21 protein-coding genes are annotated in these 15,576 nt (G+C 38.0%); 13 read left to right on the forward strand and 8 right to left on the reverse strand.

The window, feature by feature from the left end; genetic code table 11:
* Positions 1 to 174: 174 nt before the first annotated feature.
* Entirely contained in the window at positions 175 to 645 is a 471-nt protein-coding gene (locus RMY31_RS26220; protein WP_409878462.1) for an RNA-guided endonuclease InsQ/TnpB family protein, read from the reverse strand.
* 104 nt (positions 646 to 749) lie between these two features.
* Here RMY31_RS26220 and RMY31_RS26225 point away from each other — a divergent pair, with 104 nt between their 5' ends.
* Positions 750 to 878, forward strand: a complete 129-nt coding sequence (locus RMY31_RS26225) for a hypothetical protein (protein WP_409878464.1) — start codon at positions 750 to 752, stop codon at positions 876 to 878.
* Here the strand turns inward: RMY31_RS26225 and RMY31_RS26230 are convergent, their stop codons facing one another.
* The 4 genes from RMY31_RS26230 to RMY31_RS26245 all read right to left on the reverse strand — a co-directional run bounded on the left by RMY31_RS26230 (position 879) and on the right by RMY31_RS26245 (position 2,214).
* Complete coding sequence (locus tag RMY31_RS26230) at positions 879 to 1,118, reverse strand: hypothetical protein (RefSeq protein WP_409878466.1); 240 nt, start codon at positions 1,116 to 1,118, stop codon at positions 879 to 881. It abuts the gene before it with no gap.
* A gap of 159 nt (positions 1,119 to 1,277) precedes the next feature.
* Complete coding sequence (locus RMY31_RS26235) at positions 1,278 to 1,628, reverse strand: hypothetical protein (RefSeq protein ID WP_409878468.1); 351 nt, start codon at positions 1,626 to 1,628, stop codon at positions 1,278 to 1,280.
* 16 nt (positions 1,629 to 1,644) lie between these two features.
* Complete coding sequence (locus tag RMY31_RS26240) at positions 1,645 to 1,992, reverse strand: hypothetical protein (protein WP_409878470.1); 348 nt, start codon at positions 1,990 to 1,992, stop codon at positions 1,645 to 1,647.
* Positions 1,993 to 1,995: 3 nt separating this feature from the next.
* Positions 1,996 to 2,214, reverse strand: a complete 219-nt coding sequence (locus RMY31_RS26245; RefSeq protein ID WP_409878471.1) for a ribbon-helix-helix domain-containing protein — start codon at positions 2,212 to 2,214, stop codon at positions 1,996 to 1,998.
* A 156-nt stretch (positions 2,215 to 2,370) separates the two neighbouring features.
* On the opposite strand from RMY31_RS26245, the gene RMY31_RS26250 reads away from it, so the two are divergent.
* The 12 genes from RMY31_RS26250 to RMY31_RS26305 all read left to right on the forward strand — a co-directional run bounded on the left by RMY31_RS26250 (position 2,371) and on the right by RMY31_RS26305 (position 10,626).
* Positions 2,371 to 2,691 (forward strand): hypothetical protein, encoded by a 321-nt coding sequence (locus RMY31_RS26250; RefSeq protein ID WP_409878473.1) that lies wholly within the window; start codon positions 2,371 to 2,373, stop codon positions 2,689 to 2,691.
* A 57-nt stretch (positions 2,692 to 2,748) separates the two neighbouring features.
* Positions 2,749 to 2,976, forward strand: a complete 228-nt coding sequence (locus RMY31_RS26255) for a hypothetical protein (protein ID WP_409878475.1) — start codon at positions 2,749 to 2,751, stop codon at positions 2,974 to 2,976.
* Positions 2,977 to 2,999: 23 nt separating this feature from the next.
* Entirely contained in the window at positions 3,000 to 3,227 is a 228-nt protein-coding gene (locus RMY31_RS26260) for a hypothetical protein (RefSeq protein ID WP_409878477.1), read from the forward strand.
* Positions 3,228 to 3,233: 6 nt separating this feature from the next.
* Positions 3,234 to 3,422 (forward strand): hypothetical protein, encoded by a 189-nt coding sequence (locus RMY31_RS26265; RefSeq protein ID WP_409878479.1) that lies wholly within the window; start codon positions 3,234 to 3,236, stop codon positions 3,420 to 3,422.
* A 274-nt stretch (positions 3,423 to 3,696) separates the two neighbouring features.
* The gene (locus RMY31_RS26270) at positions 3,697 to 4,251 is read left to right on the forward strand and encodes a hypothetical protein (RefSeq protein WP_409878480.1); all 555 of its coding nucleotides are present in this window, start codon (positions 3,697 to 3,699) and stop codon (positions 4,249 to 4,251) included.
* A 77-nt stretch (positions 4,252 to 4,328) separates the two neighbouring features.
* Positions 4,329 to 5,129 carry a hypothetical protein gene (locus tag RMY31_RS26275; protein ID WP_409878482.1) on the forward strand — a complete coding sequence of 267 codons (801 nt, stop codon included), beginning with the start codon at positions 4,329 to 4,331 and terminating at the stop codon, positions 5,127 to 5,129.
* A gap of 5 nt (positions 5,130 to 5,134) precedes the next feature.
* Entirely contained in the window at positions 5,135 to 7,408 is a 2,274-nt protein-coding gene (locus RMY31_RS26280) for an AAA family ATPase (protein WP_409878484.1), read from the forward strand.
* Positions 7,409 to 7,581: 173 nt separating this feature from the next.
* Complete coding sequence (locus RMY31_RS26285) at positions 7,582 to 7,782, forward strand: hypothetical protein (RefSeq protein WP_409878486.1); 201 nt, start codon at positions 7,582 to 7,584, stop codon at positions 7,780 to 7,782.
* Between the two features lie 685 nt (positions 7,783 to 8,467).
* Positions 8,468 to 9,502 carry a ParM/StbA family protein gene (locus RMY31_RS26290; protein WP_409878488.1) on the forward strand — a complete coding sequence of 345 codons (1,035 nt, stop codon included), beginning with the start codon at positions 8,468 to 8,470 and terminating at the stop codon, positions 9,500 to 9,502.
* The gene (locus RMY31_RS26295; RefSeq protein WP_409878490.1) at positions 9,499 to 9,732 is read left to right on the forward strand and encodes a hypothetical protein; all 234 of its coding nucleotides are present in this window, start codon (positions 9,499 to 9,501) and stop codon (positions 9,730 to 9,732) included. Before RMY31_RS26290 ends, RMY31_RS26295 begins: the two co-directional genes overlap by 4 nt.
* 77 nt (positions 9,733 to 9,809) lie before the next feature.
* On the forward strand, positions 9,810 to 10,343 hold the full coding sequence (locus RMY31_RS26300) for a GIY-YIG nuclease family protein (RefSeq protein WP_409878492.1): 534 nt from the start codon (positions 9,810 to 9,812) through the stop codon (positions 10,341 to 10,343).
* A gap of 37 nt (positions 10,344 to 10,380) precedes the next feature.
* Complete coding sequence (locus tag RMY31_RS26305) at positions 10,381 to 10,626, forward strand: hypothetical protein (RefSeq protein ID WP_409878494.1); 246 nt, start codon at positions 10,381 to 10,383, stop codon at positions 10,624 to 10,626.
* A gap of 192 nt (positions 10,627 to 10,818) precedes the next feature.
* Here RMY31_RS26305 and RMY31_RS26310 read toward each other — a convergent pair whose 3' ends face one another.
* The 3 genes from RMY31_RS26310 to RMY31_RS26320 all read right to left on the reverse strand — a co-directional run bounded on the left by RMY31_RS26310 (position 10,819) and on the right by RMY31_RS26320 (position 15,304).
* The gene (locus RMY31_RS26310) at positions 10,819 to 12,180 is read right to left on the reverse strand and encodes a hypothetical protein (protein WP_409878496.1); all 1,362 of its coding nucleotides are present in this window, start codon (positions 12,178 to 12,180) and stop codon (positions 10,819 to 10,821) included.
* A complete protein-coding gene (locus RMY31_RS26315) occupies positions 12,177 to 14,318 on the reverse strand; it encodes an NACHT domain-containing protein (protein WP_409878498.1) in 2,142 nt (713 codons plus the stop codon). Before RMY31_RS26315 ends, RMY31_RS26310 begins: the two co-directional genes overlap by 4 nt.
* 488 nt (positions 14,319 to 14,806) lie before the next feature.
* On the reverse strand, positions 14,807 to 15,304 hold the full coding sequence (locus tag RMY31_RS26320; protein WP_409878500.1) for an RNA-guided endonuclease InsQ/TnpB family protein: 498 nt from the start codon (positions 15,302 to 15,304) through the stop codon (positions 14,807 to 14,809).
* Positions 15,305 to 15,576 lie beyond the last annotated feature (272 nt).

Consider the following 15,576-nt stretch of genomic DNA (forward strand, 5'->3'; position numbering starts at 1 on the left):
GCGGCGCTCGCCGACTCACTCCCTCCCCCTTGAATGATTATCATTATCTATAAAGTATTTACGTAGATACTCAATATTTAACTATTTAGTAAGTCTTTTTAGTAACTTTACTTTCAGTAATTAGCTATTTACAACTTAGTAATATGTTATACCTTTAAATTATACATCTAGTGTTTATCCGGTTAGGTGCAAGATATCAGGTAACTGGATGAATTTACCCTGAACGTGTTCTGGTTTAATAAGGTCAGGAAACGTCAACGAACGATAACGCCCGTTGCCCTTGAACCGTGGGCGACCAGATTTTTTACCATTGCTGTCACCTTTTAACCACCTGTCAAACGTCTTTTCAACCCGTGCAATTACGTCTTGTAGGATGTGCGAGGGTAATTCTTTGTAGTCAGGAAATAAAGCTTTGGTGTTGGTTAAATCTCGTTTTTGACTAAAGTAATCAGGGCGGTCTTTTAGCGGTGCAATGCTACAAGAAATAATAGAGCATCTGTCAACATCACAACGGTTTTGCTCGTACCAGTTAAACCGTTCCGCTAACCTGTAGTTGTACTGGCGACGGCACAATTCAAGCCAGTGAAGAAGCGTGGCTATTTGTTGTTTGGTTAGTCTTAAACGGTACTGATAGGCGAGTCGCATTATTTAATCTTTTTTTGGCTGTGTTTCTTCAAAGGCTTCTGATAAATCTTCAATACTGCACTTATAGAGGCGAATTAATTGAAGCGTTTCGCTTGAGTTGAGGCATGGGATGTAAGTACCTGCCTCCCAAAAACTCGGCTCAAGGGTGGGATTTGTCACCGCCCCACACCGTCTTGAAGAGCGCCGCTCTTCAAGACGGTGTGGGGCTGCTGGCGGGAATAGCTCAAAAATAATTACTTCCCAGCCTCCAGCATCCGGGCGGTGCTTTTATCATCGAATTCATTTAAGGTTGATATCAATTCCTCGAATCTCCGCCATTTGTCCTCTGCATAATCCGATGGCTCCCAGCCCATAACACTACAAAATTTGAAGTAATCGCTATTCCAGTGAAAATTACCGAGTTTGGTTTTGAAAGCTTTAGCCAGCTCTAGTGATTCTGGGCTAATATTTGATTCTGTAAGTGTTTCGTTCATAAGTTAAGAATTGCGATCGCGTCGCTTCACAACTGAAAAACTACTAAGAAAAAATTAAGAAACGAGTTTGTTTACAATTAGTTACACGGGCTTGTGACAAGGGTTTTGAGAGCCAATGCTGTGAGTGCCTATGTGCGCGGTCGATCAAGAATTTAATAGCTAGCCTTGGGGAAGAATTCTCAGCAATTGCGCTAGTATCGCCTCTAGGCTTGCTAAGGCTGCATTGGTTGTAAGTTGATGTTCTCTGAATTCTCTCTGGTGTTCCTCAAAATTCCTCTGATGTAGCTCAAAGGCTTGCCGATGCTGTTCTGTGCTTTCTCGCATTTCCAGAAGTACATCATCCAAAATCGCGCGCCTGCCCAGCACTCGATTAGTGTTGCTGGTCAGTTCTCGCATCTCTTGAGATAAGTCAGCGATCGCTTCAGTATTTAGTGCTTGCTGTTCTGAAATCCTCAGCAATAGCCGCTCTATCAATTCAATCCGGTTTACTGAATCGGGTGTGTCGGTCATTTTCTTGCCTCAATTATCAAGTGCGATCGCTACCGCTACCATTGCCGCCCTGCCTAAGAAGATATTCCCAGATTTGGGTAATTCTAGCCTCAAAAAGTTGGCGATCGCACTGGGCTTGTTCTCTATCGCGCTCGGCGTTTTGGCTAAGAAGTTGCAGAGCTAATTGGTGGTCGTGGGCGATCGCTGCTAGCTGGGTAACGGTGCGCTCAAGTCGAGCTACTGTCTGAGAATTATTACGTAATTCTCGACGACTGCCTGTTTGTATAGTACGAATTAGGTCAAGCTCGTCGCCCAAGTCATCTAGTTTCTGGTCAAAGGTATTTAAGCGATCGTTTAAGTTCTCCGGCTGTGGCGTGTCAGTCATTGGTTAGGCTTCTGTTGAGCGTTTGTAGGGGTTGGGAAACTCTTCTGGATAGCATTCTCTTATGTATTGTTCGACTACAAAGGCGGCAAGGTTAGCTGTAGCCCTCCCCTCCATATCCGCTCTTTGTTCTAGCAGTTCATAAACCTTAGCTGGCAGCACAATAGTAGTTCTTTTAGTAGCAGGTAACTGTTTATCGGGCATTTCTATAATCTGTGCTTGCATATCTTGTCACCTTATTATGTGCTGTCAGTGATACTTCTTTTAGCATAAACATAACATAGTATGTTTTTAACATAGTATTCTATGCATAAAATTTATAACTTTATTCGTCAATTATAAGCAATATGCATAGATATTATGTTAACAGCATAGAATACTATGCTATTCTATGAAAATAAGGGACAAACGGACAAACCAACTTCATCTTTAACAGCAATGAGAGCAAGCATTAAATCCCATTTACAGCCATATTTCCGAGCATTGCAAGGGCAGATGGAGTGTAACAACACTACGGAAGCATTAAACCACCTCTTGATGGATTTAAAACGCCGGGGTTATAGCTTTTTAGATGAGTACCAATACAAGCCAGCGATCGCACCCCAACCTCCGCAAAAAGAATCACTGCCCCAAGATGACATTCCACAAAATGACGATCCATACATACGTAGATTGATTGAAATTGGGATGGAGGAGTTTTAAACATGACAACCGTAAAGTTCAAAAAGACGATACCTCAACAAAGAGTGAAGATTAGTTATGACTCAAGTTTTAACTACAGAGCAAATTCTGATTATCCTTCAAGGCACAGAGCAAGTATTAAGAATGCTGCAAGCCAAATCAGAATACCGAGAAATAGAAGCTTGTCAAGATTTTACTAAATCCAATGATTTTAATTTATTGGATGTAATTCATGCATTAGGTGAAGTTCAAGAAGCCATTGAAAATGTTCAATCTGCTCAAAACGTAGATAACAACAGCGTTTAATACCAAATTTGAGGAAAGATGCAATGAATGATCGTCAACCAAATAGACCCTTACCAGAGCTTGTAAGTGAGGCTCAAGAATTGCTCGAACAAATTTGCAGGCATCCAAGATTTAAGCATTTAGATTATCATCCCGACGTAACTCTATCTGATGCTTCCCAAGCCCTTGGATATCTTCAATGGGAGCTACAAGCCGAATCAGAGGACTTATTCGATCGACCCTATGCAGTGCAACTGCCGCAGAAAGAGTAACAACCGATGACACGATCACAGCTTGTCAGCGAAGCCTCTTACCTGCTTATAGAGATTCGTCAGCATCCTGATTTGAAAGCATTGATTTATCATCCAAATTGCCACATTGGCGATACTGTACAGGCTGTAAACGAGCTTTGCTATGAGCTTGGCTCAACTGTTGACACGACTAAATTTGAAGATTTTTATGATTGACCTACAGCTTATTTATGACCTATCCACGCTATCTAGAAGCAAAGTTTACTCGATAAAAGGTACACTTTACCGCTACATAGGACAAGATCCTTACGCACAGATAAATCATCCTATTTGGCAGTTCAAACCTTTAGCGAACCAAAGGAAAAAGACCGAATTAAGGCTTAATAAAAATTCAGTTAGAGGTTGGATTTACGAAGTCCCTGGAATGAGTCAAAATATTGACATTAAGAGTTCAGAAGTTGTTCAATTGAAATTGTTTTAGGAGTAAAAGATGACAAGACCAGAAAACTTACCTCTATATGTATATCAACTAGAGGCTAATGTAGCGCTTGTACTTCAAGGTGTTGCTTATAAAGCGAATAATTACAGCTTTAACAGTATCACTGTTAAAAGTAATCAGCCTTTAAGGAGTGGAGATTGTCTTGAGAATTCTTGCTGTTTTTACGGAAATAAAAATTTAGAACTATTAATCCATTACCAACAAAAAATGCCTTGGTATAAGGTTAATGCAAAATTGCAAAATTATTACGGTTGCTGCATTGATAGACTAACAATTTCTTTCGTAGACAAAGATGATTTGTACGTTTATTGTGGGCGAGGTGTATGTACAGTTTTTGTCGAGTTATCAGACGGTAATCTATCCAAACAAGCTAATGAGTTAGATGACCGATATGAAAACCTGACAACTAAAGAGCTTAACCAACTTGATTTGTTAACACAAGATTGGATAGCTTCAGATTCTATTGAGTACTGGATAAAAAGAGTACCTGAATGGAATGAAATTTTCACCTGTATTGGTGAAGTTCCTAGTAATTTAATTTATTAATAATCGAGCATCTGAGAGGCTATCAAAACTGCCCAGATGTCGATATCCCTTAACCAGTAATCAAAGGATTCATTATTATGCCACGAAAAGTTCGTCCAATAACAGACCCGGATGGAAGTAAAGCAGCTATAGCTCAAGAGCGAGACAAGAATGCTAGAGAGCGGGTAAAAGCCCGATTCAATGGAGTTGGAGCGGTAACGCAGACAATGACTACAGTAGCCAATGGGCTAGGAACTGTTAGAGACGTTGCCCAAACCATTGGAAATACCGCTAAACAAGTAAGACGAGCAGTTGGGGGCGGTTCTCCTATCGTCACTGAAAATTCCTCAGAAGCACTGCAAAGAGCCAAGGACATAGCCACTAAATACGGCGTTGAAGTTTTTGATATAGAGAAGGAATTAGGCGGTGACTCTTACGCTGTAAGCGATTCTTTACCTCAGCTAACAGCTAAAGAAGCTAATCAAAACAAACTGATTATTCAACGCCAAAATAATGCTTTAGAAGTGCGACATGAACGTATAAAACAGAAGCGAAAAATAATGGCAGTTGCTACTGAAGAATTACGTTTAGTAGGGGATGTTGTTGATTACAACACAGCAGGTATTGAAATAGGCACAAAAATTGTTAAAAATCAAATTTCTGATACCAAGTTTCAGATTGAGCAATCAAAACTTGAAGAAACCGAAGAATTGCTTGAACAGCAAGTTATTCGCACTCAAGGCACTATTAACTTAACTCAAGGTGTACGCCAAGAGTGGGTTCTGCGAGTAGATAAGCAACAGCGAGAACTAGAAGCGCTTCAACTAGAAATTGAAGGTGCTGACCAAAGAATTCAGCGCAAGCGAGAACAGATTGAAGCTGAAATGTTTGAGGCATAAGCATTATGTCTAACTTCACAACAGCATCCAGATTTATTTCTGTAGCTGCCGCTGCTCTGGCGATCGCTGGGGTGGCTAGTTGTCTCAAAACAGAGGGGCAGTCAAAAGACTTGTCAGTGTACATAACCTTAGCAGCTTCAGGTGTGTGCGTCGGGTCTTTGGTTTCATCTAGGTTAGTGGCAGACTCAGCTAATTTAGAAATCAAAGTATTACAGGATAGTCACGACAATAAACTGAGGCTAATCAATTCAGACAATGAACTTTTATCTAATCAATTGCAGAAGTCAAAAAAACAGTTGAAAGAATCACAGCTACAGGCGAATAAACTTGTAGAACAGTGTCAGATTAGAGATGCATTGCTTGCGAAAAAAGATAGCGAACTCATTCAGTTAAGAGTTGAAATTCAAAGAACAATAAAAGACTACACTATCAAGCTAGAACTTCAAGAAGCAAGTGCTAAGGTCGTTAAGACTGAAATTAAGACCAAATTTAAAGAAGCTTTGCTATCTAAACTTAGCAATGATTATGATAATTTGGGTAATTCCGTTATAAGTAAAATCCAAAATGACTACCATTTAGCGGTTCGTTCTCAGCTTGAACACTTCTTAAGTAAAGTTAGAGAATCTTACGACAATACCTGTAAATATTTATCAGAAATTGAGGAATTAGAAGGTAGTCACTTAGATGTTATTAGAGAAATTGTACAGATTTATTTTCAGCTTTCAGGTGAAATTACTTCGTTGCGAGTTAAATATCGGAACTTATTAAATACTGAAACTGGGATATTGTTAGAACGAGCAATGGCAGAGTTAAAGGAAAGACGCGACCCGCAAAAGTTTGTACCTGGAGATAAAGCACGTAGCAAGCTTAGAGAGTTTGATGAAGTAGCTCGATATGAAGTCAATGAGTTAAAGAACAAGGTAGAGAATAGTAGTGCGAGCCTAGACGACTTGAGAGAGCAAATTTCCGATTTACTCTCTCAAATTGATCAAAAGAATTTAGAGAACGAGAATCTTAAAGAATACATTAAAAGATTAGAGTACCCTATACTGTGGCGACTTGAAGTCACCGAAGCTCAAAGAATTGGTAACAAAATAATCAAGTATTTCGCTAAAAAAGGAATTAGACTTGACCGCTCCCACATTGACAGCGATCCCTATGAACCTGTGGTGTATTTTCATGCCAACAGACTTACAGACGTGGTCGTAGCCGATGATTTAAACAAATTCTCGGACTATCTTCAGCAGCATTGTGAGGGAGTAATTGAGCCTCTGCACTTCACCTACAACGGGGAAACAGGCTTATTTCAGTGCAAAATCAAACTAGCTAACAAGCCCAAACCTAGCAAGGAAGAACTTACAGCTAAAATTCCTCACTGCCGATCGCTGGTCGAAAAGAGTAAGCGAGGATTTCTCATCACTGGCCACCCTGGTGCAGGTAAAACTTCATCAATGAAAGCGATCGCTCAATGGCTGGGTGATGAAAAAACCATGAGATTAGCTCTCAATCCGCACAGCGATGATATGAGCAGGTTTGCTGATAGTGGCTTTGTTGAATTGAATGACCTAGATGAAATTTATGAGGCGATCGCCCTACTGGATGAGGAGTTAAAGCTCAGAGGGCAGATTGATAAGTCTCGGCGTGGTCTGCTCATCATCGCCATTGATGAATTAGGACGCATTCTAAGAGATGCGCCCAAGGGCTTAGATGTAATGGAGATTTTGAGACAAGCTGCTGTGGAAGGTCGCAAGCTCAACATTATTATCTTGGTGGGCAATCACAGCCAAACCACAGAAGCCATTGAGATGGATGGGCAGTTCCGAGAAAGTTTTTATCAGTTGTTCTTAGTTGGCGCGGCTCGATACAAAATCAATATGCCCAATGCCCCCGCAGTAACCAAGGGCGAAAATGATTGGATTATGTCAGCCGCTTATCCTGTGCTGGTTGGGGTCGATGGCAGGTTTAAAGCTAGCCAGCATCCGACACACTACACTTATTCAGAGTTCCAAGACTCTGGCAATCCTCCTGTAGGATTAATGCTAATGAGTACAAATACTGTCGTTTTGGGGTATAAGACTTATTTAGCAACATTTGAAAGTGAAAGTTTTAGCATTCACGAACAGCAATTAATAGACCAAAATAAGCATCTAGTTAATTTAAAAACTGGTGCTGGCTTATCGAGATTAATAGAAACTGTATTTAATGTAAAAGCATCAAAATCTGATGAATATAAGCGACTTAAAGACCAAGTTTTAGAATATTTGAAGACAGTTGTCTAATAGAAACTTCAAGCTTTGCTGTGTCAGGGTTCGCGGGTTCGGCTGTTTTTGGCAACTAACCCAAGTAACTCCAAACCCTTACTAAATCAGGGTTAACAGCATTGGAGGTTGGGTTCGCTGGGTTCGCCAAATTCCAGGGTTTTCGTTTTAGAGGCTGAAATGGACTTTTTACTATGGTGAAAATGGCTGTAACGTTTGATAAATTCTGGTTCACGGGTTCGGTTGGGTTGAAGCGTGAACCCAGCGAACCCAAAGACCAACCCAAAAGGCTAAATCGCTGTAACAGATACATAGAAACCGTTTTGGGTTCATATCGGGTTTGCTGGGTTCGCTTGGGTTGGATTGCGAACCCAATTAATAGACGGACTGGGTAGAAAGGGTTGCTATTAGTAAATAGTTAATAATTTGATTCTTATTAACGAATCAAGTACTTAATTGTTAATAGTAACTAGTTTACGAACAAAACTGTTAATAAACTATGTTGTAGTTAATGTCAGGAAAAATCAAAACGATAAGCTAAAAATTCTACGAAAGTACATAATTTTAGGTACATATAGACCCATTGAGGGTAAAACCGGACATACCATTTACAACCCTAATGCGTACCTAATTAACCTATTTAGCCCCAAAAAAGTACGTTTAGGGCATACCCCAAAAAGAGGTTCAGGTAAACTACCCACCACCAATTGCGTTCAAGCAATATGGTGGGGGCTTTAAAACCCAGAGTTTACCCGACTAAGTACCTTGAGTACTACGATTTTTTGGTGATTGGTAACTACGTTGGCAGAGTAGCAATTCGCTCATCTGGCAATTTTAATATCTTGACTAACAACGGATTGGTTCAAGGAATATCGTATAAGTTTTGTACACGTATTCATGCAAAGGATGGTTACTCGTATGCAGTATAAATTCCAAGAAATAGGAATTGCTCAACTGTCCTTGGATTTGTTTGGGCTGACGCGCAAACACAATCAAAGGACGTTTCGCAATTCCCCCTCTATTCCTCTCGTCACTGATTCCGAGTACAGAATTCAGTTGGAGTCTCCTAAAGGTATTTAGATGAATAAACAAGTATTTCCGTTCAATGTTGGTTTTGATTGTGGTAATGGCGCTGTCAAGTTAAAAGCGTCTGGACACAAACAAGACTTTGATTACATTCGATTCCCTTCCTACTACACTGACGTAACTAAATGCCACGGCGACCATCAAGGTAAAACTCGCGTAACTTACAAGCAAGCTCCGCAAGGTAATAAGTATGCCAAATCCCTAGAGGGGCAGACGTGGGTGTGTGGTGATGATGCCGCTGTGTTAGATGTTCGCAATCAAGTTTTTGATAACCGCAGTGATGGCAAAGTCAAGTTAGCTTTACCTCTGTTTCTTTCAGCTATTGCCCATCTACCAATTCAGCGGAAGCGATGGGATTTTAGAGTGGTGGCATCGATTCATGATGCTCATGTATTTGGCGATCAAATGAAAGCCAATCTAGAAGGCATTCACCAGGCTGTTATCAAAGGTCAGGATACGACGGTTGCAATTCATGTTGTCAGGATTTTTGATGAGGGCTACATTTTTAAGCCGTCGAGCAAGACCAACACTACATTGCTAGACATTGGCAATGGCACATCTATCGTTACTCGCTTCGACTCCGAGGGAAATGTTATCTATCGGTCAGTTCCTTATAAATTTGGTGTCCAGCATTTTTATAAGAAGATTTACGAGCATCCAACGTTAAGAGAACTGGGGTTAGATAGAGAGATTGACCTAATTCGTAAAGGTGTTGAGAATCCCCAAGATAATAAGATTCTCTACGGGTTCGGTAATGGAGCTACCAATATCACTACAGCTTACAAAGAATGTCTCAAAGATTGGTCAACCCAATACCTAAAGGAGCCAATTGCAGAAGTAGATAAATATCAGTTGGCAGGCGATCGCGTTGTGGTTGTTGGTGGAGGTGCATTACTTCCTTATCTTGATAAGAATTTCGAGAAGAAAGGCTATGTTTTCAACCAACAAGCTCCTTTTATGAATGTGAAAAAGTTGCATGAGTACGCTTGCAATACTCTTTCTAATGAAACTTTTGAGGTGGTTCCATGACTAAAGGAAGACTACGGATAGATTTATGGGCAAGTGTTAAGCCAATTATAGAAGCCCAAATGCAGCAATCTGGCTTGACAGCTCAAGAAGTTGTAAATATTGCTTTAGTCGATTATTTTGGGCTTTCACCAAAAGGTAAGAACACAAACATACAGCCACTGCTCCAAGTACAAAAAGAACAGACTGATACTAATAAAGTTAATGCCAGTGAAAATGAAGATTACATCTAAATAAAAGAGTATCTAGAAGTTTGACAGCGGTCTATATGCTTTTCTTCTCAAGAACTATATAAGGAATTTTTCGGATTGTGACATATTACCGAACCTATCTACAACGGACAGACCGAAGTCCTCATCAACCAGGATACTGTTACCTGATAGAAGCCGTAGGATTTCATGGACTAATTCCTGGCTGTTACGTGCGTCGTTGCAAGATAGGACTTACTCAAGACATAAATCGTAGACTTGCAAAACTATCATTAAATCAACCCCCTTGCAATTATCGTGTGATTTTATTAATTCAAGTTGAAGATATGGCAGAGGTTGAGAACCTGTTACACAATCGCTTCAATCACTGTAGGGTCAAGTTGGAAAAAAGTCGTGAGTACTTTGACCTTAACCCCATAGACTATACTTACTGTCTTTGGCTGTTTCGACGTATGAGTGGTGTGTCAATGTGGAAATACATCAATTTTCGCAATGTAGTAGCTACGGCTCTTATGGTGGCTGGAATAGCAACGCTAGCAGTACCAGTAATTCAAAAGCAACTTCAACCAAAAGCAGAATCCAGCCCAGAAACAATACCACAAACTCGAATTATCAACCGTTCTCAACTCAGGTAGACAAATCGATGAGTACCAATATTAAACAAGCGATCGCTTGGCCATTACTAATCTAGCTCTGAGGGAACTTTCAGGTTGTAACAGCTTGCTAATCAAAGACTGGATTGAGCAGCATAAAGATGAAGTGATTAGCCACAACGCTAAATATGGAATGGAGAACAAGAAAGATCCCCTAAACCCAGCCAGCTATGCTAACAAGGGAAAAGATATAGAGAAAATTTTGTCTTTAATTAATGATGAGTTTCTTAATGGTGAAGGATACCGCAAAGCAAGAACCGAGTAGTGATCGCCTAGCTATTGCTAACACCTTGCTTAGGAATTTATCGGGCTGCAATGGCATGAATATTAAGGATTGGATTGAAGCCCATAAGGATGAAATTATTAACCATAATGTCAAGTATGGTATGGAAAATAAGAAAGACTCGACTAACCCCAGCACATTTTGTAACTGGATTTTTGACAACGTGTTACAATTTTAAAATCTTTCCCTCACAATACGAATGCCTTCCCAAGCTGGTATACGTCCTTCACGACGCTCTTTTAATAGTATTGAGTAGAGGTATAATTCAAGTATATCTTCAGCCAACTTTACCTTTTCAATCCAGATACAAATTGCACAAATTATGAGTAAGTGAAAGTAGTTCTCTTCCAAAGAATCTATAATTTTTAACGCTTTAGGTATTTTAGATAAACTTTCATTGTATAATTCTTTTTCTCTTTCAAATACATTGTTAATATAAGTAAAATTACTACGCTTTTCTAAAATTTGTTTTTGCAGATCTTGAAGGTCTTTTTTGAATGAAGCTATTGATTCTTGAAACCGTTTAGGATTTTTAAAATTTGCTAATAAAGTTGTTTCATGGTGCATAACTGGAATATAAATAGATTCATCTCGACCAGTTATTGGATTAATTAATTCTATTTTTTCTCTACCAAAAATAATACTATTGTATACATCTTTCATATCTATCATTAAGCTTGATTTCATTTCTTTCATTGAGTATTCAAATAACTGTAAATCTGTCAATATCAGTTTTACTTCAGTTTTAAAATTATTTTCCTTAAAATTAAATTCAGTAATTGTATTTTCTAATATAATATTAAGAGTTTTAAGTAGTGCCTGTTTATTATAATTAGCAAAAGATTTAAAAATAAATTTACTATTATTTATATTCAAAACATCTTTCAAATTATGTAATTTCTCTAACTCACGTAGAGTCTTAACAAGATTAATATTTTCAAGTTGATGATTTGATAAACTATAAATTTTTCTAACAAATTCATGAATATCTGGATGTTGTAGGCTTTTTGCAAAAACCTGAATTTTTGCAGCAAAAGTAGTTGTATTAGTACCAAATAAGATGTCCATGTCATAAACATCTTTTAGATTATTATGGAAAATCTCAGATAAAGTTTTTGCCCATACTTGGTACTTTATTTGGTTAATACCTTTAATTATTCTTACATCTCCGTCCTGACACCAATATCCAAAATCATTTTCTTCTAGCGGATATTTTTGCACTTCATCTAAATTTGGTAATCTGTACTTATATAGCAATGAAGGTTCTCGTTGAGTTAACCATTCACAAAACTCTTCGGCATGAATGGCTCTAACTCCTGTAACAGATTTTTTTGCATCTCCATTAGGAAATCTGTAATTATTCCAATGCTCTGGGTGTAAATATTCTTCAGAGCCTGATTTCTCGTTAATAAAAAGCTGATATTCCGCACAAGTTATATAACTCATGTCGATTTCTATATTTTCATCAATCCTTAATAGATTATTTAAGCGATGTGATAGTAAAACACTAGCTGCTTTATTAAAATTTTCTCTCATAAATTTTCTAAATCAGAATCTAAATTATTTTCTAACTGTTGGCGTATATCAGAATCTATAATTAAACCTTCTATGAGGAAATCATAGGCTAACGCCATCATTTCTACTGATGGATTGGATATTGATAAAATTGTACGAATCAGATTGCTTGCATTGCTTTGGGCTGCATAAAGACGAATAGTTTCAGCCCACCACGATTGCTGAAGTTTTGATATTAAAATTTTTTCCGAGTTTGATTCTTTAATTTCAACTGCTGCTAGGTATTCTTGAAAGCTCAAGTGAGCGAACTCATAAATACCCAGTTCTTTTTCAACTAGTAATCCACTAACATTGCTAATTTCTTGAATGAAATATTCATGACTAACTCCACTACCAGTAATACCTGCTAGCTGATTTTGAATCAAAGGAATTTTTTCAGATATTTGAAATTCGCGGGTATTTGCCTGCATTAGCTCAAGCGCTAAAACTTGAAGGAGAGATTGCTTTTGAGTCGCTGTGAGTTTTTCTACAAGATTCTTAGCCACTTGTCTTTTTTCTAATAAGACCTTGCAAATTTCCTTATATAGTTCAACTCTTTTTCCTGGTAAAGCACTACCACGACGGTGAACAGTAGCAATCATTGTTAGTAGTAAAGGATTAACAGCCATATCAGCAAGAGGCTTACTATTCTTAATCCTTTGAATTAAATTATATGCTTCTCGTTTTGCTTCTTCCTGCACTCCTAAATCATGTTCCCCTGCACGGCTCATAACCTCTGTTTGTAAATACCAGCTATGAATAAACCGTTCCATCTGCTCTAAGTTAAATGGTTGTACTTCTAAAACCGTTACTTCTTGTTGCAAACTAGCAGTTTTATAGCCAAATGGTCGAGAAGTTAAGATGAAGGTGGTATCTGGGTATGTTTGCATTTGTTGGTCTACCCAGCGACTAACTTGACGACGCTGGGTTTCATCTGCTACCTCATCCAAACCGTCCAGCATTACCAAACATTTATTTTTACATAATTTTTCCGCAAACCAGTTATCGGGTGGATTAAGCGGTTGAATTTTTCGTTTTTGTTTTACTTGCTTAGTAACCAATTCAGCTAAAGACAATTTATCTACTATGATTTCCTGACGAACCTCTCGAAGGTACAATAAAACAGGAATAAAATTTGGCGAATTTTGGTGTTGCTTATGCTGTTGCTTTGTTGCATAAATTAAAGCTAAATGCCTTAATAAGGTGGTTTTTCCTGATCCTGGAACACCAAGTATTGCCATGTGGCGAAAAGATGAATCGCTTGCCATTACGGCAAGGAAATCCCAAATCGTTTTTTGCTTTGACTGATGTACCTCTTTTCTCTCCTGGGGAATTAAGCCAAAATTTATTTTTGTTGCTTCTTTTGCAACAATTTTTAGTGGTACAAATACTTTTTCCAACTTAAGGATACGGTCTTTATCTAAACCTTGCGTTTGGTAATCCCGGCATGTATAAATAATATCTTGATAATATTCTTTTTGGAATGTTGAAGTTAATTCCCACAATTTGTCAAGTATATAACCAGCAACTATTGGTTCAAACTGTTCAAGTCTTTGCTTTATTTGTTCTTTAATCCTAATTCCTACACCATAAAAAAACGTACCAAACAATGGTAATTGCATAAGAAATCCAGTTAAAAATAACCATATTCCTACTTTTATCCATTGATAAGTAAGTAAGGAGTTAACTACCATAACACATGCAAGGGCAGGAAAAGACCATAAAATTACCCTCTTTCGCCACTTATAGGGTAAAAGCATTACTGGAGGTAGTACAGAGCCAAAACAGACTAAAAATAAAGATAAGGATAAAATAGTTGGATTTAATGTTCTCGGTAATATTTGGTTGATAAGTATTCCATAGAGAAAAAAACCTCCTAGCAAAGGGACAAAGCCACTAATCCAAGCGTAGTTTCTCGATACAGAAGTTTGCTGAAAATTAGTAGATTGTAAATTAAGTATAAAAAGAGCTATTACACAAACTAAAGTCCAGATAAATATAATTGAGTCTTTAATATTTAAATCTTGTTTGCTAGGTAATTGGTTAATTAACCAACCTAAAAATCCATTACTCAGTATAGATAATAGTGGTAACAGCCAAATATTTATATTTTTTTGCATCTCTTTATATTTGAAGTCAAAAAATTATGGCTTTATGGTACTTATTATACTAATGATATATAATTATAATAAGAAAACATCAGTCAGTATATTCAACTAAAAAGCTTATGGAGATTCAAGTCGAAAAAATAGAAATCAGCTATGCATGAGTCACATCTTTCTTAGCAAAGAAGTTAAAAGCTAGGAAGTATAGACAGTAATAGTTTGAGCGATATAAGCCAGGGATAGAGAGAAGCGCGATCGCAGCGATAACAATATTATTTAACAATAATATTGAAGAGATTTAACGAACAATAGCGAAAGATGAAGTTAAATAACAATTAAGTTATAGAAAAAGTTTTGTAAGGATAAAAGGCTGTAACTGAATTACAGTAAGGATTTTAAAGTAATTTATTCTGAAAGATAGTAACAAAACTTAAGAAGTTACAACTATTGAAAACAAAGTGGGTAAGGCTTAACTTGATGACACGAATTTGTCTCAACGCCATTTAATTTGTCACTGTACAAATGGGCATAATAGCGAAAAACCTACTATGCAAAGTACTCAAAAATTGGATTTGTTCTTGAAAGTCATCTCCAATCAAATAAACTTTAGCTTCACTACTAGCCCCACACTGGCAACTGTGCCATCTATCGGACAGTATTTTTGGAACTGTCGCACCACAATCAGAACACTCTTGACTTGTGCCATTGGGGTTAACCGCTAGTACCAAACACCCAGCACTTGCAGCCAAGGTGTTCAGTATTTGTAGAAATTGACCCCAGCCAGCATCGTTTACAGACTTGGCAAGCATTGATTTAGCCAGCCCTTTGATGTTTAGGTTTTCATGAGCAATAACCTGGGATTGATTTAATAACCATATTGCAGTTTTATAGTGAAAATCTTTACGTTGATTGGCAACTTTTAAATGAGATTTCGCAACACGTTTAATAGATTTTTGACGACGTTTTGACCCTTTCTTTCTCCGAGATAATTGACGTTGCAATCGCTTCAATCGCTATCATGCAGGCTTGCAGGCTTGTCACTTATACGGTTTGGACTTGAACAAACTTAGAGCGATCATTTAGCCACACGTCGCAATTCCTTTAATAATCTAACTGCGTTAACAAAACTTAACGTAGTGGCGTGTCAAGGCTAAAATGTTGCATTAGAATCGCCTGTTTCATCGGTTTCAAAAATTGGATAAAGATGTTTAAGTTTGACACGCGCGTCTTCAGTAGTAAAACGCCAAATTACTTTACTGGCGGTACAGTTGCG

The sequence above is a fragment of the Dendronalium sp. ChiSLP03b genome (assembly GCF_034531165.2).
In the GTDB taxonomy this organism is placed as follows: Bacteria; Cyanobacteriota; Cyanobacteriia; order Cyanobacteriales; family Nostocaceae; genus Dendronalium; species Dendronalium minutum.